Genomic DNA, 24,689 nt, shown 5'->3' with positions numbered 1-24,689 from the left:
CATTCGTCAAGTTCCCGGCCCCCGCACCTCCGGGAGGACCGCCCCGGCCTGGGCCGGGGCGGCCGCAGACGGGATCAGCCCTGCTGAGGGCGGGCCCCGTCGGACTCGGTCCGCAGGTTCGCCCCCTCGATGTCGACGTCCGGCAGGACACGGCCCAACCACCCCGGAAGCCACCAGGCCGCCTTGCCGAAGAGCGCCATCAAGGCCGGGACGAGCGTCATCCTGACCAGGAACGCGTCCACCAGAACCCCGACGGCCAACGCGAAGGCGACCGGCTGGATGGTGGTGTTGTCACTGAAGACGAACGACGCGAACACCGCGAACATGATGACGGCCGCACAGACCACCACCCGGGCACTGGCGCGGAAACCGCTCACGACGGCGTGCCGGGCGTCCCCCTCGTGGATGAAGTCCTCCCGCATCCGGCTGACCAGGAAGACCTCGTAGTCCATGGCCAGACCGAACAGGGTTCCGATGAGCACGATCGGCAGGAACGACAGCAGTGTCTCGGTGGGTGTGACCCCGAGCAGGGCGCTGCCGTAGCCCCACTGGAAAACGGCGACCGTCGCACCGAGCGCCGCGCCCATGCTCAGGACGAACCCCAGCGCGGCCTTGACCGGCACCAGGATGGAACGGAAGACGAGCATCAGCAGCACCAGGGCCAGGCCCACCACGACCGCGAGGAAGAGCGGCATCGCCTCGGCGATGCGCTCGGAGGTGTCGATGCTGGTCGCGGTCGCACCGGTGACGGAGATGGTGGCTCCGGTGTCGGACTCCCAACCCGAGCGCGCGTCCCGGATGTCGTGCAGCAGTTCCTCGGTCCGCACCGAGGAGGGACCGTCCTCCGGTACCGCCACGACCATCGCGGTGTCCCCGGCGTCGTTGCGGACCGGCGACTGCACGCTTTCGATCGCGTCGAAGGACTCCAGTTCCTCGCGGACCCGTTCGGCGTCGCCGGTGTCCTCGGACTCCACTGTCACCAACAGGGAGGCGTTGAAACCCTCGCCGAACTCCTCGGTGATGATGTCGTAGGCCCGGTGCTGGGTGCTGTCGGGAGCGCTGGACTCGTCCGTGGGCAGGCCCAGCCTCATGCTCTGGATCGGCAGCAGCGCCGCCCCGAGGACGACGAGAACCGCGACCACGGCCAGGAGCGGGCGCCGGGTCACGGTGCGGGCCCACCGGGAGCCGAGCGTGGATTCGGCTGTCAGGGCCCTCTCCGCGCGCGCCCCCAGTCCGGGCAACCGCCCCGCGCGTACCCGCCCGCCGAGCAGCCCCAGAACCGCGGGCAGCAGGGTGACGGCGACCAGAACCGAGAAGGTCACGGTGACGGCGGCGGAGACACCCATGACCGTCAGGAACGGGATCCGGACGACGGACAGGCCCAGCAGGGCGATCACCACGGTCACACCGGCGAAGACGACCGCGCTTCCGGCCGTGCCGATGGCCCGGCCCGTGGACTCCTGCGGATCCATGCCCTCCAGGATCTGCTGGCGGTGCCGGGCGAGCACGAAGAGGCTGTAGTCGATGCCCACGGCCAGCCCGAGCATCAGCGCCAGCAGGGGGGCGGTGCTGGTCAGCTCCAGGATCCGGGAGAGCGCGTAGACCAGGGCCATGCCCGCGCCCGCACCGGTCAGGGCCATGAGGATCGGGAGCCCCGCCGCCACGACGGCTCCGAAGTTCAGGACGAGGACGCCCAACGCGACGAGCAGGCCCACGCCCTCGCCGCCGTGGATACCGGCGACCTGGGCGGCGGTGATCGACTGGCCGCTGAACTCGACGGTCAGCCCGGCCCGCTCGGCCTCGTCGCCGCTGTCGAGCAGTTCGTCCACGGTCCGGGAGGGGACGCTGCCGTCGGGTTCGACGAACTGCACCTGGAGTAGTGCCGTGGTCCCGTCGTCGGAGAAGAGCGGGATCTGTTCCCTCAGTTCGTCGTCGATCCGCTCGGTGGCCTCCTCGGGGAGGTCGTCCTCCTCGATACGGCGGTCGACCTCCTGCTCGACCTGGGACCGGGCCTGCTCCTCGTCGAAGGCGGGCGCCTGGGAGCGGACCTGCTCGCGTGCCTGCTCCTCGGCCTGTTCCAACGCCTGCTCACGGCCCGGCGCGCCCTCGGGAAACTGTTCCTCCACAGAGGAACGCGCCTGTTCGACGGCTTCCTCCTCGGCATCGGCCAACTCGGAGTCGTACTCCGCCCGTGCCTGTTCCATGCCCTCCTCCATCATGGAGGAACGCACCTCGTCACTGTTCAGGGCCTGTTCGTAGCCCTCTTCATACAGCTCGAAGGGGTCGGTGACCGACTCCACGCCGTCGATGTCCCCGACCTCGTCGGCGGTGTCCCGGACGGCCTCCTCGTACTCACCGGAAGCGATGTCCTCGCCCTCGGGGGCTTCGAGGACCACGGTGGCGCGGCCACCGCTGCGTTCGGGGAACCGCTCCTGAAGCATGTCCACGGTGTCCTGGGACTCGGTCCCGGGGATCGAGAAGGAATCGTTGACCGGGACCCGGAACACGGCGGCGGCCGTGGCCAACGCGGCCACCAGGGCGATCCACGCGATGATGACCGACCACCGGTGTCTGTAGGTGAACTTTCCCAGCCGGTACAGGAGCGTTGCCATCGTTTCATCTCTGTAGTCGTCGGGTATTCGGCACCGTCAGGCCGGGCAGCCCGATTACCGGGCGCTCCTCCGCCTCTGACGGCTCACAACGAGTCCGCGCGTCGCACGGCGAGGGCCCTCGCGTGCGGTTGTGCACTCACTCACCCTGGGTCATCTTCGGTGCCGGACCGGGGTGCGTTCACTCCTCGGCGTGTCCGGGAGGCGAGCGTTCGCTACGGCCCGGACCGGCCTGGCCGGATGTGGACACGGGATCACCCCGGGTGAGGAGGCTGTCGTCCTCCGCTCAGCCGGGACCGCGCCGCGACAGGCCCGCACCTGCACGGCGCCGCCGACCGCCAGAAGGAAGCATCCGGGAGGAGAAACCCTTGACTGACCCTGGGTGCCGACAACGGACAACTCCCCTTGAACCGCTCCCGCCCCCTCTGTAGAAAAGGCTCCGAAGAATCCCCCCTCCCACGGAAAAGCGATAAAAATGATCAGGCAGAAAGAAGCATCCGCACGGAAAACACACGACGGCCGGTCCTGGCCGGGCTCTTCGCCCTGACTGCGGCGGCCTCCCTCGGCCTCGTGGACCTGGCCGCAGCCGACCCCGCGCAGGCGTGTGTACGCGGCACCCGGGACGTCACCCTCTCCTATGCACGCGCCAGCACATCCACCAGCGGCTGCACCGCGGAGGGGCGTTCCTGGGCCTACCATGGGAGCGCTTCCGAAACCACCGGTTGGCATCAGGTGAGCACCACCGCCTACGCAGCCAGCAGCCGCGGAGCGACCCCCCGCTTCGCGGACTACTCGTTCCGCTGACCCCCCGCCGCGGCTGCCCGGGAAACCGCCTCAGGCAGCCGCGGCCTTCGGAAGGGAACCCATTGCACAGGAAAGCCGGAGCCAGCGCCCTCCTCACGGTTCTCGTGTTGGCCGGCTGCGGAGCGCAGGAGCCGCCGGAGGGGATGTCGGAGGCCGCGCAGGCGGCCGGGACCATGGACGAGAGCCTCACCGAACTCCTCGAGGCGGCGAAGGAACGTTCCACCACCGACTTCGAACGCGAAACCCTCGACCGCGCCGTGGAGAACGGCGGTCTGACCCAACAGGACTATGAGGAGGCCTTCAACCGGTACCAGGAATGCGCCGAAGCCGCCGGCCTCCAGGAGACGTACCGGAAGATGCCCAGCGGCCTCTACCGCCTCGTCGAGACCGGAGGCGGTGACAGCGAGGACTCCATGGCCACGGCCATGGACACCAACGCCGAATGCGCCGACGGGACCATCATGCGGATCGAGTCGATGTACGCGCTACAGATCGGCAACCCGCACATGCTGGCGGACTCCAGGGCCGCGGTCATCCAGTGCCTCTACGAACAGGGGCACATCGAGGCCGACTACTCCATGGCCGACTTCGACCGCGACATGGAGGACGGCATGCGAAGCGCCCCCTTCGACCTGGCCGACGAGGCCGTGGACGACTGCTTCTACAGTTCCGGCTTCGCGATCTCCGCGCAGACGTGAGAAGGGGCAGAGTGCGATTCCACCCCAACGGAGGCGCTCCGCTGACCGCCCTGGTACTGGTCGCGGCCGCAGGCACCGCGGGCTTCCTGCTCCGTCCCGCGGAGCCACCCGCCAACCTGGCCTCCGGCGGGGTCGCGGACTCCGCGCCCTCGTCCGTGGAGAGCTTCTCCGACGAGCACAGTGTGGAGGTGGGCCTGGAGACAGGCCCCGACCTCGACCTTGAGGTGGGCCGCGGGGGCCGGGTGACGGCCACGGAGTGCACGACCGGGGCGACACTGGTGTCCGGTGAGGCTGCCGCCGAAATCGACGGCGAACCGGTCCTGGCCCTGGCGACGTCCGCTCCCCCCTACCGCAACCTGTCGCAGGGCGATCGCGGCCCGGACGTGACCGCGCTGCAGAGCGAGCTCAACCGGCTCGGCCACGACACGGCCGAGGACGGCACCTACGGCGAGGGGACCGCCGGCGCCGTGCGCGCCTTCCAGCGGGACGGCGGGCTGTCCCGCCCGGACGGTCGAATGTCGTTGGCGGACACCCTGTGGATACCCGCCGCGGAGGTCGTGGTGGGAGAGTGTCACGCACCGCTCGGCAGTACCGTGGGCGCCGGCTCCCTCTTCGCGACGGTTCCCGGGGCCCTGGCGGGGGTGACCGTAGAATCCCCGTTCACCACGCGCGTCGACGGCGAACGCGTTCTGACGGTCGGCGGCGTCACCGGCCCGGTCGACGCCGACGGACGCGGTGACGATCCGGACTTCCTCCGGGAACTGTCCGACACCGCGGAAGCCCGTGCTACCCGTGGGGGAGACGACACCCGGGTCATGGGCAGCATCGCCCTCGCCGAACCAGTGGAGGTTCTCAGGGTCCCTCCCGGAGCGCTCGCCGGAAGCAGCGACGGCACCGGATGCCTGGTATCCGAAGGACGCACCCACGCGGTCGACATCGTCGGCTCCACCATCGGCTCGACCCTGGTCGTCCCGGCCGGGGGCGGGAACCCGGCGACACTGCCCGATCACGTGGACCTCGGGGGAACCGGGGCGCGGACCTGTCGAGGAACGGAATCATGACCGGCGGGGCCCGCGTAGTGGCCACAGGTCTCGGTCACCGGTTCCCCGGGACGTCCTGGCTCTTCTCCGGCCTGGATCTGGACCTGCGGCCGGGAGAGGTCACCGGGCTGTGCGGCCCCTCCGGGTGCGGCAAGTCCACACTGATGTCCGTCCTCGCCGGGTGGTCTCCGCCCGTGGAGGGCACCGTGCGGTCCGAGGGAGTGCGACGGACGGGCTGGATCTTCCAGAACCCCCACGGCGTTCCGGGACGCACCGCGCTGGACCACGTCGTCCTGCCGCTGCTGGCCCGCGGTTACGCCCGCGGCGATGCGCAGGAGCGTGCACTCGCCACCATGGCCGACTTCCACCTGGGCGGACTCGCCTCGCGCCCCTACCGGGAACTGTCCGGCGGCGAGGCTCAGAGGCTGATGCTCGCCCGCGCACTGTGCTCGGCACCGGACCTGCTCCTGGTCGACGAGCCCACCGCGCAACTCGACCTCCGAACCGCCCGGAGCGTCAACGCCTCACTCGGCCGAGTGGCCGCGGAGGGCGCCATCGTGGTCGTGGCCACCCACGACCCGGGCACCCGAAGAGCCTGTGCCCGCATCGTTGACCTGGAAGAGTACGCGTGAGACCGTCCGCGATCCTGTCCGAGGCATGGCGCAACCTCGCCACCGGCACAAGCCGCGCCGCGGTGTTCGGACTGGGCCTCGCCGTAGTGTGCGGGGCACTGGCTGTGGCGGACGCCCGGAACATCGTCGCGTTGGAACAGCGCGCCGCCGAGTTCGTGGCCTCCGGAGCGCCCGTGCGGGTACTCAGCGCCGAGTCAAGCGTGAACGGGTCGTCCTGCGACGCGCTCCCCGGTGTGCCGGGGGTGGGCGGCGCCGGCGCGTTGCGTGAACGTGCGGCACTCCGGTTGGACGCGGTGCCCGACAACCCCCTCCCGGCCTACACGGTGACCCCGGGGCTCGCGGCCGTTCTCGGAGTGGAGACGGTGACGGCGGAGGGCGTGTGGCTCTCCGAGGAGACCGCACGGACGCTGGAAACCGCGCCTGGTCAGAGCCTCGGTACCGCGGAGGGGGTGCTCACCGTGGCGGGCACCTTCCCCTACCCCGATGACGGCCGGGACGTACGTCCCGGGTACGCGGCCCTGGTCCCCTCGGCGGACACCGATCCCTTCGACGAGTGCTGGGCCCGGGTGTGGCCGCCCTCGGAGAGTACGCAGGAGCTGCTGCTCTCCGCCGTGACGGCCGACTCCCCCGCGGACACGGCCCTCACCACCGGACAGCTCAACGCGAGCCTCGGCGAAACCTTCGACGGCGCTGCCGAGTTCAGCGACCGCATCACCCGCTTCGCGCCGCCCGCCACCGCCCTGGCCGGGCTGCTGATGGGCTTCGTCTCGGTCCGGCTGCGCCGGCTGGAGTTCGCGAGTGCCCTGCACGTGGGCCAGTCCCGACGCTCCCAGCTGGTGACGGCCCTCCTGGAAACCGGAGTGTGGTCGACGGCGGGGCTGGTGACGGCCGGATGCGCCCTCGTCCTGGCCTCCCATGCGGGCAACCCGGGTGAACCCGGCGCCGTCCTCGCGGTGAGCGGGCCAGGGCTCGTGGCGGTGGTACCGGCGTGCCTGGCCGGTGCGGCCCTGGCTCTGGCGGGTGTCCGGGAAGAACACCTGTTCCGGTACTTCAAAGACCGGTGAGCGCTGCCGGACCACGCGGTCCCGCCCGGGAGACGCCCTGCCCCACCGGTGTCAGCGATTTCCGGGGCCGGTTTTCGGGCGTGGGGGCAAACCGCTGACCCTCGCCGGAAGCTGTGTGAATACACGGTCATGAACTGCGAAGACGCGTTCCCCTGAGCACATGGCCGCCATCCCCCGGCCTGCGGTGCGCACCCCCGTGGCGCACCTGAACGACGAATGGATTCCGGACAGGGGCTTGCGGTTCCCCGGACACGTGTGGCACGCTCTTCCGCAGCACCACACGTGCATCCAACCCGGCCTCGGCCGGGTTTTTCTGTTTCCGGGGCCCTGTCACCCCAGTCCGACGCCAACGCGCCGCGCTCACGGACGACCGACGTCGTCCCACAGGGCCCCGCGTCCGTCCCGGTCTCCTCGCCGACGGCTCCTCAGCCGTGTCGGCCCCACCGGTGACCGCGTCGCCACTGCCTTCTCTTCGTGCGCAGGGCCCCACCCGTGTCCACTGCGAAGAAAAGGTGAGCCATGTCCGGTGCCGTCACCGTGCGCGTCGATCTGATCTCGGAATTCCAGAGCATCGGCGACCAGATCAGAAAGGAAGTCGAGCAGAGACTCGCGTCCCTGCCACAAGCGGGACAGCAGGCGGGGAGGGAGGTGAGCACCCAATTCGCCGACGCCGTCTCCGGGAACATCTCCTCGGCCCTGTCCGGAGCACCGGCGGCCGTCCAGGCCCTCGGGGACCAGGTCGGTGAATCGTTGAGCTCCTCGATCATCCAGGCCGGAGAGGGGGTCGGGGCCCGGCTCGGTTCCATGGTCTCCGACGGCGCCGTCTCCCTGATCGAGAAGGGGGTCAGCGGGTTGCCGGGGGTGATCGACGGGGTCACCTCCACGATCGGAGCGGCGTTCCAGGGCCGGATGCCCTCGATCGGCCTCAGCGGGGGCCGGGAACTGGGCGGCAGGCTCAGTGACTCCGCGATGGGCCTGATCGGGTCCGGCCTGGACGCGCTTCCCGGCACGGTCGACTCGCTCGGTGCCAAGGCCGGGGAGTTCCTGGTCGACCAGGTCACCGAGGGGGCCGCCGACGCCGGACGCCAGGGCGGCGAGCTCCTGGCGGGCAAGGCCAACGAGATGATCGAGAGCGGCCTGTCCGGGATGCCCCCGGCAGTCCAGGCGTTCGGTTCCCAGGTGGGGGACACCCTCAGCGCCACCCTGCCCGACGCCGGCGAGGAGATCGGCCGTGCCCTGGCCGGAAAACTGGTGGACACCGCGGGCCCGGTGGTCTCCCAGGGCTTCTCCGCGGGTACGGACGCACTCCGCAACCTGGCCTCCGGCTTCCGGAGCGCGGGGTCCAACGCCGCGGGATTCTCCCGCAACCTCACCCTGGCGGGGGCGGCCAGCAAGATCGCGGCGGTCGCCAAGCAGGGGCTGGCGGCGGCGCAGCGCGTGCTCAACACGGTCATGCGCGCCAACCCGATCGGGCTGATCGTCACCGCGCTCGGGGCGCTGGTCGCGGGCCTGGTCTACGCCTACAACAACAGCGAGACCTTCCGCGAGATCGTCGACTCGGTGTTCACCTTCGTCAAGGAGATCGCCCAGGACGTCATGTCCTTCTTCACCGAGACTCTCCCCGCGATGTGGGACGTCCTCAAGGAGACGGCGCAGGCGTTCTGGGACTGGCTGGTCGGGGTGATCGAGACCGCCTGGGAGTGGATCAAGGCGATCATGGCCCACCACCCCTTCATCATCCTCTTCACCTACTGGGAGGAGATCAAGGCGTTCATCGGCGAGGCCTGGGACTGGCTGGTGGAGAAGACCGGTGCCGTCTGGGACTGGATCCTCGAGAAGATCACGGCCGTGGGCGTGGGCCTCGTCGAGTTCCTCACCGGCATCTGGGAGGCGATCACCACCGCCGTCCAGGCGGCCTGGACCTGGGTGACCGAGGTGATCTCCGGAGCCTGGAACACCATCCTGGAGCTGGTCGGCGCCGCCGTGCGGTGGGTCGTCGAGCGGGTCACCTCGTTCCGGGACCAGGTCGTGGCGATCTTCACCGCGGTCCGGGCCCGCGCGCAGGAGATCTTCGCGGCGATCCGGGAACGGATCGTGGCCATCGTGACCGGTCTGCGCGACCGCGCGGTGGCGGTCGTGTCCGGCATCCGGGACCGCATCGTGGGGGCCTTCACCGGTGCCCGCGACCGGGCGGTGGAGGCGTTCGTGACCATGCGCGACCAGGTCAGGCAGCGGATCAGCGACCTGTTGACCACGGTCAGGGAGATCCCGGGCAAGGTCCGGGAGGCCTTCTCCAACGCCAAGAACATCCTGCTGGACGCGGGCAAGAACATCATCCGGGGGCTGATCGACGGCGTCTCGAACATGATCGGCTCCCTGAAGGACAAGTTCTCCTCGGTCACCGACCTCATCCCCGACTGGAAGGGGCCCCGCCGGGTCGACCGCAGACTGCTCACCCCCGCAGGCCGTCTGATCATGGACGGCCTCATGGGAGGCATCGACGACCGTCTCCCCGACCTGCGCGGACAGCTCGGCGACATCACCGGCCAGATCGGCGGGAGCGTCGTCCCCGCCTCCCTGGAGGTGCGCCGCCACGCGGCGGGCCGCACCGACTCCCCCTTCACCGGCACGGGCCCGGCCGTGCACATCGAACACTTCGAGACCACCGAACAGCTCTCACCGCACGACGTCGGTGAGCGGCTGATGTTCCTGATGCGATCGAGAGGAATGTGATGACCGAACTCACCGAGGGACAGGTCCGCTGGCGCGGCCGACTCCTCTTCGACGGCCGTGACCTGGCACTGGTGTCGCTGGAGGGGTGGGACGACCTCCCCGACGTGGACACCGGCAACGCGGCGCGCCCGTCCCGGCACGGTGCCTGGCCGGGCCGCCCCCTGGCGGGCCAACGCGCCGTCACCGCGACCGCCGTACTCGCCGGCCCCCGCGGCCTGGCCGACGTGGGAGCCCGGCTGGCACCGGTGCGCAGGGCCCTGACCCTGCCGGACGCACCGGGCGAACACGAGCTGGCCATCCGGATCGGCGGGGAGACGCTGACCGCCCGCGGGCAGGTCACCGCACGCTCCATCCCCGGCGGCCCGGGCTACCAGGCTGCCCGGCCCACCATCGCCGTGCAGTGGGTCTGTTCCGACCCCCGCCGGTACGGGCGCGCACGCGACGCGTCCCTCCGGGCCCCGTACCGCTCCGGGGAGGGGCTCGACTACCCCCTGGCGTACCCGCTCGACTACGGCGAACCCGCCCGGGGCGGTTCCGCGACCCTCGCCAACCGCGGCGACACCTCCGCCCATCCGGTGGTGGAGGTGACCGGGCCCTGCACCCGCCCGCGCCTGATCAACAGGGACACCGGACGGACCCTGGAGTTCGCCGTCGCCCTCGCCGCCACGGACACGCTCACGGTCGACTGCGACCGGGGGACCGTCGACGTCAACGGCACCGACCGCTTCCACACCCTGACGGCCGCCTCGGTTCCCCCGGAGCACTGGACCCTGGCGCCCGGCGACAACCCGGTCCACTTCCGTCCCGAAGCCGCCGAGGACACCGCACGGGCGGTCGTCCGCTGGCGCGACGCCTACCTGTGAACCCGACACGACCCTTGGAGGATCACCATGTCCATTCGCTCACTCGCCCTGCGCTCGGGGCAGACCTCGGCTGAGGACCACCGGCTCCTCATCGGCTCCCTGCTCGGCGGTACCGACGGCACCTGGCCGCTGGACCGCAGGGGCGGCCTGCTCTACGCACCGGGCGCCGCCGACCTGGGCGGCAGCGTGATGACCGCGCTCGTCCGTCCCTTCGCCGCCGCCGTCGCCGGCGGCGCGTCCCCCCTCCAGGGCACCTACCTCGTGGTCAGCACGGAGGACACCGAGGTGGTGCTGGAGGACGGTCCCAGCGCCGGCTCCCGGACCGACGTGATCGGGGTGGTCGTGCGCGACGATCTCTATGACGACTCCGGCGAGGTGGTGGCCGAGGTCCGGGTCGTCGACCCGGAGTCGGACGAGTCCTACCTGCCCCTGTTCGAGGTCACCGTCGGGCAGGGGGCCGGCGCCGGGAACGGCGGCATCGAGTGGCCGTCCGACCCGGGCTCCTCCCTGCCCGGCAACATCCGCGACCTGCGCGACTACACCGCCTCGGCCGGAGGCGTGGTGACGGTTCCCGACAGCGCCGCGCGCAACCGGCTGGACCAGGTCCGCGACGGCACCCTCGTGCACGTCGGCTCCACCCGGGACCTGTACATCCGGGACTCGGGTGAGTGGCGACCGGTCGCGGGACCGTCCGCCGACGCGGACCTGGACCGGCGCTACGAGCCGCTGTGGACCCCCACGCTGCGCAGCGGCGACGCGTACGTCGATCCCACCGAGCTGTTGGAGTCCCCTCCCCTGTTCACGGGGGACTACTACCGGGGGTACCAGCGAGTGGAGTTCCCGGTGGGCACCTTCACGGAGCGGCCGTCGATCCAGTTGACCGGACACTCCGAGGTGCCGGGAACCCTGTTGGAGGTGTCCTTCACCGACCCGACGGCGGACGGCTTCACGATCGTGATCGCCCGGAGGACGACGACGAGGACCAGGGTCACCTGGCTGGCGGTGGGTGTCTGACATGGCCTTCTACCGCTACCAGTTCTGTGACCTGGTCACCGACCGTCCGATCGCCGAACTCGACCTCACCGGGGTCAGGTTCGACCGCAGGATCTGTCAGCCGGGGTCTTTCAGCGGATCGGTGCCGGTCACCGGCCCCGAGACCGCCGACAAGGTCGCCAGGATCGCCGGCAGGCACGACTCCGACCTCACCGGGGGCCCCGGCCGCACCGTCGTGCACGTCTGGCGCGGCGACCGGATCTGGGGCACCTACGTGATCTGGTCGGCCGAGCCCAAGGGCGACGGCCGGGGCCGGGTGACCGTGGAGTTCGGCGGTGCCTCCCTGGAGAGCTACCTCCACCACCGGGAGATCCGCTCCGACCTGAGCTTCACCGGAACCGACCAGTCGCGCATCGCCCGCACCCTGATCGCGGACATGGAGGCCCCGCGCCCCACCGGGCTGGTCAACGCCGACACCGGCACGTCCGGCGTGCTCCGCAACGCCGTCTACGCCGCCTCCGACGCCCTGACCTACGGCGAGGCCCTGGAAGAGCTCTCCGCCCAGGAGAACGGGCCCGAGTGGATGATCCGCACGGTGCTCCGTGACGGCCGGCGGGTCCGGGAGTTCGTCGTGGCCCGACGGCTGGGCCAGGACGGGGCCGACCACGTGTTCACCCAGCCGGGGAACGTGCTGGACTGGAGCTACCCGTCCGACGCCAACGACGCGGCCACCGCGTGGCGCGCCCGTGGCGACGCGCCGGAGACGGACCCGGAGGAGGACGCCGAGCCGGCCCTGTCCGGGGTGTGGTCGGACCCGCGCCTCACCGAGGCCGGATGGCCCCTGCTGGACCGCACGGTCGACGTCAAGGGGGTGTCCGACACCGCCTCCCTGGACGCGTACGCCCGTTGGTGGGCGGCCCGCGCCTCCGGGACGGTGCGCTTCCCCCAGGTCACCGTGCGTCTGGACGACGCCACGACGCTGACCCCCGACCGGTTGGGCGACCGTGCCCGGCTCACACTCGTCAACACGTGGTTCCCGCTGGTGGACGGACGACCGTCCTTCTCGCGTTCCCGGCGCGTGATCGGTATGGAGGTCACTCCGGCCACGCGCGGCTCCGGCCAGGACACCGCCACGCTCGTCTTCGAGGAACCCACCGACACCATCCCCGAGGAGGTGGCCTGACATGCCCATGCCCTCTTATCCACCCGACCTGGCCACGGAGTGGGCCGACCTGCGCCGACGGGTGCGGTCGGCCTACGCCGCGTCCCAGCGCCGGTCGGCGCTGAGCCGTCCGGGCGGGCTCGCCCGCCTGGACGCCGACGGTCTGGTCCCGGTCGAGTCCCTTCCACCCGAGGCCACCACCACCGGTGTGTACGACGTGCGCGCCTACGGAGCGGTGGGGGACGGAGCCACCGACGACACCGCTGCCCTCCAGGCGGCGCTGTCGGAGGTGAGCGACGCGGGAGGCGGCACGGTCTGGGTCCCCGGCGGCACCTACTCGATCCAGGCCCCGCCGCTGCGCGTCCACCGGAACACCAGACTCGTCCTGGCGCCGGACGCGGTCGTCCGCCGGGACGGGGAGCGGACCCTGCTCACCAACGGCGATCCCGGCCAGGACCTGCCCGGCCACACCGGACACGGGAACATCCTGCTGGAGGGTGGTGTGTGGGACGGCAACGCGGGCCAGGTGCCCCGGTACAACAACATCCTGTCCTTCGGCCACGCCGACGGGCTCACCGTGCGGGACACCGTGGTCCGCGACGTCCCCGGCTACCACGCGATCGAGTTCAACGCCTCCCGCCGGATCCGGGTCGACAACGTCCGCTTCGAGGGCGTGGCCGACCCGGAGGGCACCCGGTCCTACACCGAGGCGGTCCAACTGGACCTGGCGAAGGCGAGTGCCTACTTCGGTGAGTTCGGCCCCTACGACGACACACCGTGCACCGACGTCACCATCGTGGGCTGTACGTTCACCGGCTCGGACACGCCGGGGGTCGGCCCCTGGCCGCGTGGTGTGGGCTCCCACGCCGCCACCCGCGGCCGCGCACACTCGGGGGTGCGGGTGCTGGGCTGCCACTTCGAGAACTGCACCCGCGAGGGGGTGCACGCCTACGCCTGGAACCGGCTGGCCGTGCACGCCAACACCTTCACGGGGTGCTCCGGCGGCGTGGCGGTCGCCTCGATCATCGACACCAAGGACAACGACACCCGGCCGCCCGGCTGGGGCGACCCCACCGGGCTCTCACAACCGGTCACGGACGTCGTGATCACCGGTAACACGTTCACGGACAGCGGGACGCACGTGCCGGTCCGACTGGACGGCCACCCGAACGGAGGTTGGATCGACAACGTCGTCATCACCGGGAACACCGTCAACGGAAGCGCGTCCTACGGCATCGACGGGCGCCGCGTGCGGGGCCTGGTGTGCTCCGCCAACCTGCTGGCCGGAACCACCACGTCGGCGATCCGCCTCGACACCGCGACGGGTAACTCGATCAGCGCGAACACCGTCACGGGCACGGAGGGGACCGGGTTCTACCTGGTCTCGTGCCCGGACACCGTGGTGTCGGGCAACACCCTGCGCGACCTCGGCCACAACGGCGTGCACGTCCAGGGAGGCGAACGGCTGACCGTCAGCGACAACCAGGTCTCCGGCGCGCCCGGCTACGGGATCCGGGTCAGTACCGGGGCCGCCGGCCTCGCGTTCACCGGCAACCGGGTGGCGAGCACGGCCGAGGGCCTGTCCATCACCGGTACGTGCCGGACGGTGCGCCGCTACGGCAACGACCTGCGCGATTCGGCAGGCCTGGAGGACGCCTCGCCCGATCCGGTCACCGACCCCGGCGACCTGGTCTGAGGCCGGGTCCGGTGTACCCGTCGGCTCCGCGCACCCGCGGGTGCGCGGAGCCGACGCTCGGCCCCACATGGCCGGGGAAGCCGGACCAGGGCCACGGCAGGGCGGCCCGCCGAGCACGATGCCTCCCAGGCATGCGAGGACGCCCGGCGCCGGCGGTCACGCGACCCCGACGGCTACAGCTGCCCCGGTCCACCGCGCCCCAGGGGGGCGCACGTTGCCGACGGCTGATCCCGCCTACGTGGCATCAGCCGTCCTTTCTCCCCTGTTACCTGCGCGAACGCGCTCAGGAAACAAGAAACGGCAAGATATCCCGCAGAGGGGCTTGCGAATCTCCGAACAACTGTGGCACGCTATTTCGCAGCACCACAGGTGTATCCAACCCGGCCCCGGCCGGGTTTTTCTGTTTCCGGGCCTGTTCTGGCCCGTCTCCGCTGGAGCGTTGTGCTCGCGGTCCTTTTCGTAGCCGGCACCTCTTCGGCTCTTCCTTTTCGCAAGGTCTCATCCCAAGGAGCACTGACTCATGCCTGCCATTATCAGCCGATCAGGCTGGGGCGCGCGTACACCAAGAGCGGTCACCACCGCGGAATGGCCGAAGCGCACCGGTTTCACCGTCCACTATTCATCGGGGTCGCCGTCCCAGACGCCCCGCCGGATCCAGGACTTCCACATGGACGGCCGGGGGTGGTCCGACGTGGGCTACAACTTCCTGGTCGACCGGCGCGGCCGGATCTACGAGGGGCGCGGCTGGACGGTCGTCGGCGCCCACGCGGCCCCGCACAACGTCTCCCACATCGGGGTGTGCTTCATCGGGCGCGACGGCGACGCCACGAACGCGGCCAAGGCGTCGATCCGAGCGCTGTACGACGAGGCCGGCCGCAGGGCGGGGCGCACACTGTCGCGTACTTACCACGGTGGGCTGTCGGGCAACAGCACCTCGTGTCCCGGATCGGAGCTGCGCGCCTGGGTACTGGCGGGCATGCCCGTCCCCGACGGGGGAGCTCACCCGCCCGTGTCCGCGACACCCGGCCGTCTGGCCGAGGACGGGCGACTGGGCCCGCTCACCCTGCGTGCCACCCAGCGCGCGCTGGGCGTGGCCGCCGACGGTGTGTGGGGGCCGGTGACCGTGCGGGCGATGCAGCGCCGGACCGGTGCCGCCGCCGACGGGTTCCTCGGGCCGAAGACCATCCGTGCCGTGCAGCGCCGCGTGGCCGCGATCGTCGACGGGATGTGGCCGTCGGTCCGGGGCTACGACGCCACGGGGATCGTGTGGACGACCGCGTCCACGGTCTCGGAGACCACCAGGCGCCTACAGGCCGCTCTCAACGGCGAGCGGTTCTGATCATTCCCCGAAACCAGGGGGAGCCCCGGAGCGGGGCCGTGCGAGCACCGGTGTCCGGTGCGCGCCACGACCCGCCACCGCACTCGCCGAAGCCCGACACCCGTCGGGCTTTCGTGTTCTCCGGGGTCATCGTTTTCATTCCATGAGGAGAAGAGCCCCGGACCATGATCGTTCAACCCTTTCCCGACGTCGAGGACCTGATCGCGGAGCACCTGCGCTCCCGGGTCCCCGACTTCCCGTCCGCGTGGGCCGGGACGCCGGTGGCGACCGCGTCCTTCCCGGACCGGTCACCCGGCGAAGAACCGACGCTGACTGTGCGTTGCGAGGAGTCGACCGGGAACTACCCGATCACCCAGCAGGCCCTGTTGCGGGTCTCGGCCTGGACCGACACCCGCGACGACGCCAAGGCCCTCGCGCGCCTGGCGCACGCCGCGCTGCTCGAACACGCCGGTGACGCCGACATCGTCTCCGTGCGGCAGGTCGACGGTGTCATCGCGGGATTCGACCCCGAGGTCCCCGAGCCCCACGCGACCTTCACGGTGCTGGTCACCCAGCGCCCCTCCTGACCGGCGGAGCCGGTCCCCACGAACGCCCGTTGCTACGGGTTCGCATCACCAGTGAATCAACCGATCATCCCATGAAGGGACATTTCTATGGGTAACGCCAAGAACGCCAGCGTCTGGGCCTACGCGGACGTGTACATCGCTCCGCTGGACGCGCCGATCCCCGAGGGGGGACTTCCGTTCGGCCCGGAGTGGGAGCAGGTCGGCCTGCTCGACGGCGAGGAGGGCTTCACCGAAACCGTCGAGGTCGAGTCCGAGGACCTGTACGCCTGGGGCGGCGTCCTGGTTGCCTCCACCCACAACAACTTCAAGGTGACCCGCAAGTTCCTGCCCTTCGAGGACAACAAGGCGGTCTACGACCTGATGTACCCCGGCCACGAGGTCGCCTTCGACGGTGAGGGCGGCTACGAGGGTCAGATCCACGTCCCCGACCTCCAGGCCAGGTTCAAGATCGCCTTCGAGACCCGTACCGGCGACCTGATCAAGCGGACCGTGTCCGCGAACTACGCCCAGGTGGCCGAGCGCGGGGAGTCCACAGAGAACGCGACCGAGCTGGCCAAGCGGGAGATCACCGTGGCCGTCTACCCGACCGACGCCGACGCGAACGGCAACTCGACCCTCTTCTACACCTACAAGGGCGCCGCCACCGCCGAGAGCGGGGCCTAGGCCAGGGGCCGGTCGGCCCCTGATCCGAGACCGGCCGGGCCGGGGTTCGCGCGGTTCACCCGGCCCGGCCACCCCTGCCCCCGAACCGCGCACGCCAGCACAACCACGTATCGGAAGGAACCGCGACATGACCGAACAGACCATCGCCCCGGCGGTACAGGACGAGGCCACCGGCAAGGCCGAACCCAAGAAGCTGACACTGGCGGGGGCCGAGTACCTGCTCCCGGCCGGCTCCGAGGAGTGGCCGCTGGCTGCCCTGGAGGGCTTCGAGGAGGGAAAGATCGTGGCCGCCCTGCGTGCGCTGCTCGGCCCCGACCAGTGGAGTCGACTCAAGGGCACCGGTGCCACGCTCAGCGACCTCAACACCCTGGCCGAGCAGATCGCCGCCGCCTACGGGTTCGAGACGCCGGGGGAATAACGCGCCTCCTCCGCCTGCTACGGAGCTCGCCCGGTGCGGTGGAGGCCGACCTCGCACGTTACTACCGGATCGAACTGGCCGACCTTTGGCGCGGTCGCCTGACCCTGCGCCGGCTGGCTGTCCTCGTCCGCCACCTGCCCCTGGACTCGGCGACAGCCGTGGCCGCGGGAGGGGACGGCTGGACGCTGACCCACTACCTCCAGGCCGACACGGTGCATGCCACCACCGGCCAGCCGCACCCGGCTGATCCACGGATCAGGCGGGCCGAGGAGGAGAAGCGGGTCCGACTGGCCGAGGCACGGAACCGGGCCGAACGCCGCCGTCGCCGCATGGCCACGGACGATCCGAACCGACCATGACCGCTCGGGGCGGGGTGCTCAGAGCACCCCGCCCCGTTCTTTTCGTCCGAGGGCCCACTGAGGCGGTCCACCGGACTCTCACAGGAGGAAGGAACACCCTTGGCACACGACCGACCACCGGAGACGAACACGGGGGGACCCAACCCCTTCTCCTCCGTCGTGACCGCCCGGGACGTCTACGACGCCACACGTGAGACCCAGGCCGACGTGCGCTACGCGCTCACCCGTCTGACGGCCCTGGAGAAGGAGCACACGGAGTTCAGACTCCGGCTCATCGCTCTGGAACGGTGGCGATACGCGCTTCCGGTCACCGGGTTCAGCGCGGCACTGGCAGCACTGGGGGCGGTGCTCGCCGCCATCTTCGGCTGACCGGCCCGCAGACAAGAGAGGTGATTGTCTTGATAATTTTCACATTTGTCAAGGCCAAACGTGGTTTACGAAGATCCTTGTCCGGAATCGGCCACGCAACCTCCTCGCAGTGTAAGCGCAGGTCGAAGTGCCGCGTTCTTCGTGAACGCACTGTGAACGGATGGGCATCGGAGAGAAAGGCACGCAGGTACTTGCGATCTGTCGTGTCCAACTGATCATCTAAGGACGTTTAGTTGGAAGTACGAAAAGAGGTAGGTCTCTTCATGACAGCGGGACTAGGGGTGTCCGGACGCACTCGTCTGGAGTTCAGCGTCTGTTCCCCTGCGGAGCTATCGGTCCCGTTCGCCGTGGCCACCACCGGGACGGTGACCGTCGTACTGGTGCGAGTCGACCTGAGCATCCGCGAGATCCTCGCCGACGCGGCGCTGCTCCTGTCGGCCTCGGAGCAGGCCGCGCTGCTGGCCTGGCTGGAGGCCAGGCCCTGATCAAGCCACCGGCCGGATCCCGGCCAGGTACGCATCGACGACCTCGCCCAGACTGTACAACGGACGCCCGGCCGACCCCGTACCCCTCTGCTGGATCCTTCCCCGCCTGGCGTACCCGCGGACGGCCGCCGCGCTCACTCCATACCCGAGGGTACGCAGGGCCCGTGCCGCGTCGGCCGCAGTGACCAGGTGTTCCCCGGCTGTCAGGAGCAGGCGCCGACGACCCTCGCGCACCGACAGGGGGGTGTCGCACTCACGGCAGCGCGTGGACTCGGCCCCGGCCCTGGCGTAGCAGGGAGAGCCGCAGTGTTCGCACAGCCCGGCGATGACCCGTTCGGCGGGCAGATCCACGGCCCGTTCCACCTCGACGACCGCGGCGACGACCTCGTCGACGCACTCGGGGCCGAAATCGCAGCGGCGCAGCCACTCGGTGAAGCGCCCGAGCCAGGTGGCCATGGCCGCTGGGGTGTCCGCCGGGAGCCGGCCGCCGATCTCCTCGTGCAGGAGCCGGCACCACGTGGAGAGGGTGTTGCGCAACACGGCTGCTGCCTCGGCGGCCACCGGATCGTAGGCCAGCGGCGTCTCCGTGGACCTGCGGCCCATGTTGCCCGGTCCCGTGCGTCTCTGCCGAGCCAGAGTCAGATCCAGGTCCTCCAGGAGTCCGCCGTCACCCTCACCGACGACCAGGCGCAGGGCCCGGCCGAGACGCTGGGCGCAGCCGGCACAGACGAGGGCGCCATCGACCACGGGGTTGACGCAGGAGGGGACGTCACAGGGGAGGGACACGTGTACTCCGTTCGACAATGGTTGATCCATAAGCAAACTTAGCCAAAGTAGAGCAAAGTATCAAGAGGGTTAAGGAAGGTTGCGGTCGTGCCCCTCCCCTGAGGACCGGACATTCTCATCAGGCCGAGCTGCCTCGCCTTGAGTGATCGTCCCGGGCAAGAGGCTTCGGCAGGTGCTGGACCCCGCCGGGGATGCGCAACGGACCCTGGACCCGCCGGCCACCGGAGCGGATCGCCCCAGCACGCGGTGGACGCGGCGCCTTGACGATCGAGACGATGTTTACCCAGGCCGAGGGCGCCCTGGCCCTCGCGGATCTCGCCCCGACCCGCGTGCAGCAGCAGGGCGGGCCGAGCCACATCGCAGGCGGACCCGATGCGGTCGGCACCCACGGAGCGTCATCCGCGTGTGCGCACGATCTGCATCGCGGTTGCCCCGGAGGCGGCCTCCACCCGCCGCCCCAACGATTCCGCGGCCTCCTTTTGTGTCGGCCCACCCCGGCTCGCCCGTCGGACCGAGAAACCAAAGGTCAGAGGGGCACAGAATTTTTGCCCCCCACGGGGTGATGCGGGTTTTGGTAGTCCAAATTTGGGAAAGTTAAACAAATTTTGCGCTAGTTGTGCCTAGCTTCACTTAAGATGAGGGCATGCCGAAGGACGCTTCCCCAGTTCCCGCCCTCCGTTACGACCTCCTGGACCAGGCCATGGACCAGCGCCGCCTGACCCTGGGCATGCGATGGCGCGACCTCGCCGACCACACCGGGATGTCCGGTCAGGCCCTGCGCGACATCCGACGTGGCCGAAGCGCGCCCCGCGAACTGACCGTTCGTCAGTTGGAGGAAGCCCTGGGCTGGGCCCCGGGGTCGATACACCGGATCCTGGATGGCGGCGATCCCGAACTCCTGGAGGATGCCCGCCCCGAGACCGTCACCGAGGGTGGTCTGACCTACTGGAGCGAGGGGGACGCCGTCTGCTACGAACTGACCCGCCCCATCGCTGGGAACCCTTTCACCGCACGGCTGATCGTCCGCGACGGTCGATCCCGGGCCCAGGTCGAAAGGGAACTGGCCAAGGTCGTGGAGATGGCCCGCATCCAGTTGGAGGGATGAGCAGAGAAACGGAGCCGGCGCAGTCAGCCCGGACTCCGTCCACAGGCTCCTCCGCGGCAGGTCAGGAGCGTCGGGCAGGCAGGCCGTGATGATCACGGAGAACCCCTGACAGCCGGGCGCACTCGCCCTTCGTCCTGGCAGGAGGAAGAGCTCGCCCGGAGGACAGCGGAGGAGATACCCGCTTGCCGCGGGCACATGAAAGCCACCGGATCTCCGGTGGTATCTCTTTTCGTTGCGCAGAGACCAACCACGACTGCGCAGAACGTGACCCCTGGGGCACCAGGGACCTGACAGTGCGGCGTGCCGTGCCCGTTACCCGGGCAGAAGCAAGTCGTTACCTTCACCTTCTCAACCTCCACACGACACCATGCGTCTCTCATGGGAAGTGACAAAGGAGGCAAAGAAGTCGATGAACGACGAACACGAATATGAAGACGAATACGAAGACGAGTACGTAGAGGGTGAAGAGCACTTCTACGACGATGACGGCACCTTCGGGGTGGGACTCCCGTTGAACCGTCCATGAGCGGGGACGCCGGTCGGCCTGTCGACAAGCCGACAGATCCGCTTGTGACCTGGGGACGCTCCCCGGCGACTCCCCCTGGCGCCCACCCGTCCCTTCTCCGTCATCTACCCCGCCCCAGACGAGCAGAACAGTCCCCAGGCTTTCGCCGACGTCTCCCCCCAGCCCGGGTACACCGCACGAGCATCCAGCAACCACAGAGGTAGGGGCCGCATGAACGCCACGGCCCGCGCCGAGATGGTCCTGTGGTCGGTCACCGACGTCTCCGCGCACCGGCCGCGGCCCTCCACGGGCGTGGAGACCCGCGTGGATTTCGGTTCGGTCCGCTCCTGCGTGCCCGGTCGCTCAGTGCCTGCCGGGGCGCCATGTCGCGGCTGCCCGGGCCGAGGCCGTCCCCGCCACCAGTCCGGCGGCGAGCGCCAGGACGACTGCACCCAGGGTGATGGCGGCCAGGGTATCGGGCGGGGCGACCGGGACCTGACGGTTCTGCTGGATGACCGTGCCCAGCGGCAGGCCCAGCGCCGCGGACAGGACCGCCGCGAGCGCCATGGGGACGGTGATGAATCCCAGAGCGATACCGAGATGCCAACGGCGTCGGCCGGTGAGCACACTCAACGGGGCCGTCGAACGCACCGCCTCCGCGATGTGACCGCCCGCGCTGATCAGACTGGCGAAGGCCAACAGAGCCAGCCCGTAACCGCCCAGGAGCGCACCCCACTGGGACAGACGCGCGTTGGCCGGGGTCATCTCCAGGGAGACCAGCCGGTCGACCCCGGTGGTGGGCCCCAGCACGGGGTGGAGGGTGTCGCGAACGCCGGCGAGGGTGAGGGGGTCCTCCATCGGGGAGAGCACGGCCAGTTGCTCCACGCTTCCCTCGGCGGGCGGAGCTGGTGCCGCCTGGATCCGCACGTCGCTGTTGTTCTGCCGGTTGACGATCTCGGTGACCCGGGCGTCGCCGGTTCCCGACTCCACCGGGGCGGGCTGTTCGGGGCAGTCCAGCCGCAGGGAACGCAGGGTCGGGCAGGGGGCCCGCAGCACGGTGGGCCCTTCTCCCTCGTCGGCGGTGTCGATGGCCATCAGGCGTGCCCGCTCGGGCAGGGCCCGGGCCGCCTCGGTGACGCGCTCGGCGGTGAGGTCGTGTGCCGATACCTGCAGGGCTCTGTCGGCGAGGCGTTCGTTGGCCTGGCGGGCCTGTACCGAGGTCAGGGTCTCCGAGGCGAGGAAGTAGTGCATGTTGACCAGGGTGACCACGCCGATGACCACCGGGGCGACCAGGCGGGCCAACACCCCGGGGCGGTGCTGGCACCAGCGCCCGGCCACGATCCAGGCGGGGCGGCCGGTGCGCAGGCCCCGGCGGGCCACAGCGGCCCCGACCCGGGCCAACAGGGCCGCCAGCGCCGAGGGTGCCAAGGCCAGGGCCCCGATGAGCCCGACGGCGTAGACGGGTATCGTCCAGGGGCTGCCCGCAGGGATGAGGGCGGAGGCCGAAGCAACGGCGGTGAACAGCGCGAACAGGGCGATCTTCCAGGTCGCGACGCGATCGGTGGCCGGGCGCGGCCGGGTGGTGCCGCGTCGGGCCCGGCGGGCGTGCAGGGCGGCGTAGCCCAACGCGGCCGAAGCAGCCGAGACGGCCACCGCGACCAACAGGACCCACCACATCCGCCGGACGTCGGCGGTGCGCACGGTGTAGTCGATGCCGGGCAGCGTCACGTCGGCCGCCAGCACGGGGACGATCGCCAGGGTGCCGATGACGGTACCGGCCAGGATCGCCGGCAGGCATGAGGAGAGGCCGACGAGGAACTGGTGGCGGGTGCGTGCGCCCAGCGCGTTCAGCAGGGCGGCGCGGCGGTCGCGCCCGGCCGCGGCGAACCGTGCGGCCACGACGAACAATCCGGTCGCGGGCAGGACCACGAACACCAGGTAGACGGCGATCATGAGTTCCTGGGCAGCGGGGGTGATGGTGATCTTCTCCCCGAAGGAAAAGGCGCCCGGCGGGCCGAACCCGGCAATCGACCGCATCCAGTCGTCGGGGACCGCTGCGTCCTCGGGCAGGCCCACATAGGCCAGGCGCTCGGTGGGGGAAAGCAGCCCCCGGGGGCCGATGGTCCCGGCGTACTCGCCGTAACGGTCCCGGACACCGGGGCCGGCATCCGCCAGCGCGGGAGACAGGTAGACCTGTCCCGGACCGGGCCAGGAGTCCAGACCCGGCGGAGGGGCTGCGGCGGGGTCGATGGGGTCGAGGTAGACCACCGAGTGCTGCCACCGCCCGACATTGTCGGGGCTCTCGCCCCACCAGGCCGTGGCCTGCACGGAAGAAGTGGTGATGACGGGTTGGCGCATGGCGTCGCGCAGGTCGCGTCCGTCGAAGGTCGCCGCGATCACGGCCAGGCCCAGCAGCACGGCCGTGAGGGCGGCCGTGGCGATGGCGAGCACGACCTGGCGGGTGCGCTGGGACAGGCCACCGGTGCGGGTCCGCCCCAGTTTCAGCAGCTGTCCGGTCAGGCCCGGTGCACTGTCGCGGCTCATCGCCCCACCTCGCTCAGGCGCCCTCCCCGCAGGTGGAACACGTGATCGCTGCGCTCGGACAGGTCTCGGTCGTGGGTGACCACCACCAGAGCGCAGCCGCGCTGGGCGGGCAGGGCGAACAGCAGGTCGGCGACCTTGTCGCGGTTGTCGGGGTCCAGCGCTCCGGTCGGCTCGTCCGCCAACAGCAGCGAGGGCTCGGTGATCAGGGCCCGGGCCACGGCGGTGCGCTGGTGCTCGCCTCCCGAGAGCTCGCCGGTGGTCTCGGCCGCGGTGGCCACGTCCAGGTCGGCGAGCAGGCCACGGGCCCGCTGCACGACCTCCTCGGCGCCGAGTCCGGCGAGCAGTCCGGCCAGGGCGACGTTGTCCACGGGGGTGAGCTCGGGCAGTAGTTCACCGTCCTGGAACACCATGCCGATGTCACGGCTGCGCACCGCGGCCAGGTCCCTGCGGCGCATCCGGGTGATCTCGCGTCCGGCGACGCGGATGCTGCCCGAGTCGGGTGCCGACAGCCCCATGACGCAGGCCAGCAGGGTGCTCTTGCCGCTTCCGCTGGGGCCGGTGACCACGGTCGAGGTGCCGCGGCGGGCACTCAGCTCTACTTCGTCCAACAGAGTGCGGCCTGCGACCGTGCAGCTGACCCCGCTGAGTCGGAGCGGTAGCGCCTCCGCGGAGGTGCGGCGCGGGATCGGTGCGTCGGTGCCGTGCGGCATGTGTTCTTCTCCGGGCAGGGTCTTCTCGCCATGCGACAAAGCTTCTGATCAGGCTGCGACGGACCCTGGCACAGGGACCGGAGAGAAACAAAACGAGTACGCCCCGACAGGCGCGCAGAAGCTTCGTTGACGCACTTGGAGGAGGTGGGGCCGGATCCGGCCACCGAGACCTGAGGAGACGCAGTCTGCGCAGGACCCCATGGGAAGAGGGTCGGCGCCTGGCCGCCGAGCCGGTGATGGAATCCCAACAGCCGCCCGAAGTACAACGCGGCCCGGACGAGAGCGCTGCTCCCGTCTGGTGCAAAAAGCCGACCGAGCTGCTTTCACAGTTCGGGCCCGGGGGTTTGAGCCGGCACAGGGCCGGAGCCCGGCTTACCGAAGCAAGTTCCGGGCTTTGCTGGGTCTGAGGCGGCACACAGGCGGCCGCCGGGCTGTTCGCACAGGCCCAGCGGTCGCTCCACTGTCTCAAGGCGGTCCACCCGGGAGGATCCGGACCCCCGCCTTCTGACGCACCGCCATCGGATGACGGGATGGATATCTGCACAT

At 70.4% G+C, this 24,689-nt stretch carries 22 protein-coding genes; 18 read left to right on the top strand and 4 right to left on the bottom strand.

Annotation, left to right across the window (positions count from 1 at the left end; translation table 11 throughout):
• Positions 1-74: 74 nt before the first annotated feature.
• Positions 75-2,612 (bottom strand): MMPL family transporter, encoded by a 2,538-nt coding sequence (locus ACUKCB_RS22070; RefSeq protein ID WP_473037501.1) that lies wholly within the window; start codon positions 2,610-2,612, stop codon positions 75-77.
• Positions 2,613-3,179: 567 nt separating this feature from the next.
• Here ACUKCB_RS22070 and ACUKCB_RS22065 point away from each other — a divergent pair.
• The 17 genes from ACUKCB_RS22065 to ACUKCB_RS21985 all read left to right on the top strand — a co-directional run bounded on the left by ACUKCB_RS22065 (position 3,180) and on the right by ACUKCB_RS21985 (position 18,493).
• Complete coding sequence (locus ACUKCB_RS22065) at positions 3,180-3,413, top strand: hypothetical protein (RefSeq protein WP_473037500.1); 234 nt, start codon at positions 3,180-3,182, stop codon at positions 3,411-3,413.
• A 62-nt stretch (positions 3,414-3,475) separates the two neighbouring features.
• The gene (locus ACUKCB_RS22060; protein WP_473037499.1) at positions 3,476-4,111 is read left to right on the top strand and encodes a hypothetical protein; all 636 of its coding nucleotides are present in this window, start codon (positions 3,476-3,478) and stop codon (positions 4,109-4,111) included.
• An 11-nt stretch (positions 4,112-4,122) separates the two neighbouring features.
• A complete protein-coding gene (locus ACUKCB_RS22055) occupies positions 4,123-5,172 on the top strand; it encodes a peptidoglycan-binding domain-containing protein (RefSeq protein ID WP_473037497.1) in 1,050 nt (349 codons plus the stop codon).
• Positions 5,169-5,783 (top strand): ATP-binding cassette domain-containing protein, encoded by a 615-nt coding sequence (locus ACUKCB_RS22050; protein WP_473037496.1) that lies wholly within the window; start codon positions 5,169-5,171, stop codon positions 5,781-5,783. Before ACUKCB_RS22055 ends, ACUKCB_RS22050 begins: the two co-directional genes overlap by 4 nt.
• The gene (locus ACUKCB_RS22045; RefSeq protein WP_473037495.1) at positions 5,780-6,847 is read left to right on the top strand and encodes a hypothetical protein; all 1,068 of its coding nucleotides are present in this window, start codon (positions 5,780-5,782) and stop codon (positions 6,845-6,847) included. Before ACUKCB_RS22050 ends, ACUKCB_RS22045 begins: the two co-directional genes overlap by 4 nt.
• A gap of 519 nt (positions 6,848-7,366) precedes the next feature.
• On the top strand, positions 7,367-9,580 hold the full coding sequence (locus tag ACUKCB_RS22040; RefSeq protein ID WP_473037494.1) for a phage tail protein: 2,214 nt from the start codon (positions 7,367-7,369) through the stop codon (positions 9,578-9,580).
• Complete coding sequence (locus ACUKCB_RS22035) at positions 9,580-10,443, top strand: phage distal tail protein (protein WP_473037492.1); 864 nt, start codon at positions 9,580-9,582, stop codon at positions 10,441-10,443. The genes ACUKCB_RS22040 and ACUKCB_RS22035 overlap by 1 nt, the downstream gene beginning before the upstream one ends.
• Positions 10,444-10,470: 27 nt before the next feature.
• On the top strand, positions 10,471-11,457 hold the full coding sequence (locus ACUKCB_RS22030) for a hypothetical protein (protein WP_473037491.1): 987 nt from the start codon (positions 10,471-10,473) through the stop codon (positions 11,455-11,457).
• A gap of 1 nt (position 11,458) precedes the next feature.
• Positions 11,459-12,619 carry a hypothetical protein gene (locus tag ACUKCB_RS22025; RefSeq protein ID WP_473037490.1) on the top strand — a complete coding sequence of 387 codons (1,161 nt, stop codon included), beginning with the start codon at positions 11,459-11,461 and terminating at the stop codon, positions 12,617-12,619.
• 1 nt (position 12,620) lies between these two features.
• The gene (locus ACUKCB_RS22020; RefSeq protein ID WP_473037489.1) at positions 12,621-14,294 is read left to right on the top strand and encodes a right-handed parallel beta-helix repeat-containing protein; all 1,674 of its coding nucleotides are present in this window, start codon (positions 12,621-12,623) and stop codon (positions 14,292-14,294) included.
• A gap of 520 nt (positions 14,295-14,814) precedes the next feature.
• Positions 14,815-15,633, top strand: a complete 819-nt coding sequence (locus ACUKCB_RS22015) for a peptidoglycan recognition protein family protein (protein ID WP_473037488.1) — start codon at positions 14,815-14,817, stop codon at positions 15,631-15,633.
• A gap of 164 nt (positions 15,634-15,797) precedes the next feature.
• Positions 15,798-16,199 (top strand): hypothetical protein, encoded by a 402-nt coding sequence (locus tag ACUKCB_RS22010; protein ID WP_473037487.1) that lies wholly within the window; start codon positions 15,798-15,800, stop codon positions 16,197-16,199.
• A gap of 87 nt (positions 16,200-16,286) precedes the next feature.
• Positions 16,287-16,862, top strand: coding sequence for a hypothetical protein (locus ACUKCB_RS22005; RefSeq protein ID WP_473037486.1), 576 nt, complete (start codon positions 16,287-16,289; stop codon positions 16,860-16,862).
• Between the two features lie 127 nt (positions 16,863-16,989).
• Positions 16,990-17,280 (top strand): hypothetical protein, encoded by a 291-nt coding sequence (locus ACUKCB_RS22000; RefSeq protein ID WP_473037485.1) that lies wholly within the window; start codon positions 16,990-16,992, stop codon positions 17,278-17,280.
• Positions 17,281-17,318: 38 nt separating this feature from the next.
• A complete protein-coding gene (locus tag ACUKCB_RS21995) occupies positions 17,319-17,639 on the top strand; it encodes a hypothetical protein (RefSeq protein WP_473037483.1) in 321 nt (106 codons plus the stop codon).
• Between the two features lie 99 nt (positions 17,640-17,738).
• Positions 17,739-18,008 (top strand): hypothetical protein, encoded by a 270-nt coding sequence (locus ACUKCB_RS21990; protein ID WP_473037482.1) that lies wholly within the window; start codon positions 17,739-17,741, stop codon positions 18,006-18,008.
• A 263-nt stretch (positions 18,009-18,271) separates the two neighbouring features.
• Positions 18,272-18,493, top strand: coding sequence for a hypothetical protein (locus ACUKCB_RS21985; protein ID WP_473037481.1), 222 nt, complete (start codon positions 18,272-18,274; stop codon positions 18,491-18,493).
• On the opposite strand, the gene ACUKCB_RS21980 is transcribed toward ACUKCB_RS21985, so the two are convergent.
• Entirely contained in the window at positions 18,494-19,279 is a 786-nt protein-coding gene (locus ACUKCB_RS21980; protein ID WP_473037480.1) for a hypothetical protein, read from the bottom strand. It lies immediately after the preceding gene.
• A 643-nt stretch (positions 19,280-19,922) separates the two neighbouring features.
• Here ACUKCB_RS21980 and ACUKCB_RS21975 point away from each other — a divergent pair.
• On the top strand, positions 19,923-20,384 hold the full coding sequence (locus ACUKCB_RS21975; protein ID WP_473037479.1) for a helix-turn-helix domain-containing protein: 462 nt from the start codon (positions 19,923-19,925) through the stop codon (positions 20,382-20,384).
• 868 nt (positions 20,385-21,252) lie between these two features.
• On the opposite strand, the gene ACUKCB_RS21970 is transcribed toward ACUKCB_RS21975, so the two are convergent.
• Positions 21,253-23,433: a hypothetical protein gene (locus tag ACUKCB_RS21970; protein ID WP_473037477.1), complete on the bottom strand. Its 2,181-nt coding sequence runs from the start codon at positions 23,431-23,433 to the stop codon at positions 21,253-21,255.
• Positions 23,430-24,143, bottom strand: coding sequence for an ABC transporter ATP-binding protein (locus ACUKCB_RS21965; RefSeq protein WP_473037475.1), 714 nt, complete (start codon positions 24,141-24,143; stop codon positions 23,430-23,432). The genes ACUKCB_RS21970 and ACUKCB_RS21965 overlap by 4 nt, the downstream gene beginning before the upstream one ends.
• Positions 24,144-24,689 lie beyond the last annotated feature (546 nt).

Source organism: Nocardiopsis moroccensis (assembly GCF_055763695.1).
Note: the sequence above shows the minus strand (reverse complement) of the source record. Positions and strands in the feature narration are given on the sequence as shown.

Coding starts and splice junctions, on each gene's coding strand:
- ACUKCB_RS22035 (WP_473037492.1), top strand. CDS start 9,580: ATGACCGAACTCACCGAGGGACAGGTCCGCTGGCGCGGCCGACTCCTC.
- ACUKCB_RS22070 (WP_473037501.1), bottom strand. CDS start 2,612: ATGGCAACGCTCCTGTACCGGCTGGGAAAGTTCACCTACAGACACCGG.
- ACUKCB_RS22040 (WP_473037494.1), top strand. CDS start 7,367: ATGTCCGGTGCCGTCACCGTGCGCGTCGATCTGATCTCGGAATTCCAG.
- ACUKCB_RS22030 (WP_473037491.1), top strand. CDS start 10,471: ATGTCCATTCGCTCACTCGCCCTGCGCTCGGGGCAGACCTCGGCTGAG.
- ACUKCB_RS22010 (WP_473037487.1), top strand. CDS start 15,798: ATGATCGTTCAACCCTTTCCCGACGTCGAGGACCTGATCGCGGAGCAC.
- ACUKCB_RS21970 (WP_473037477.1), bottom strand. CDS start 23,433: ATGAGCCGCGACAGTGCACCGGGCCTGACCGGACAGCTGCTGAAACTG.
- ACUKCB_RS21985 (WP_473037481.1), top strand. CDS start 18,272: ATGACAGCGGGACTAGGGGTGTCCGGACGCACTCGTCTGGAGTTCAGC.
- ACUKCB_RS22020 (WP_473037489.1), top strand. CDS start 12,621: ATGCCCATGCCCTCTTATCCACCCGACCTGGCCACGGAGTGGGCCGAC.
- ACUKCB_RS22005 (WP_473037486.1), top strand. CDS start 16,287: ATGGGTAACGCCAAGAACGCCAGCGTCTGGGCCTACGCGGACGTGTAC.
- ACUKCB_RS21975 (WP_473037479.1), top strand. CDS start 19,923: ATGCCGAAGGACGCTTCCCCAGTTCCCGCCCTCCGTTACGACCTCCTG.
- ACUKCB_RS21965 (WP_473037475.1), bottom strand. CDS start 24,143: ATGCCGCACGGCACCGACGCACCGATCCCGCGCCGCACCTCCGCGGAG.
- ACUKCB_RS22025 (WP_473037490.1), top strand. CDS start 11,459: ATGGCCTTCTACCGCTACCAGTTCTGTGACCTGGTCACCGACCGTCCG.
- ACUKCB_RS22000 (WP_473037485.1), top strand. CDS start 16,990: ATGACCGAACAGACCATCGCCCCGGCGGTACAGGACGAGGCCACCGGC.
- ACUKCB_RS22015 (WP_473037488.1), top strand. CDS start 14,815: ATGCCTGCCATTATCAGCCGATCAGGCTGGGGCGCGCGTACACCAAGA.
- ACUKCB_RS22050 (WP_473037496.1), top strand. CDS start 5,169: ATGACCGGCGGGGCCCGCGTAGTGGCCACAGGTCTCGGTCACCGGTTC.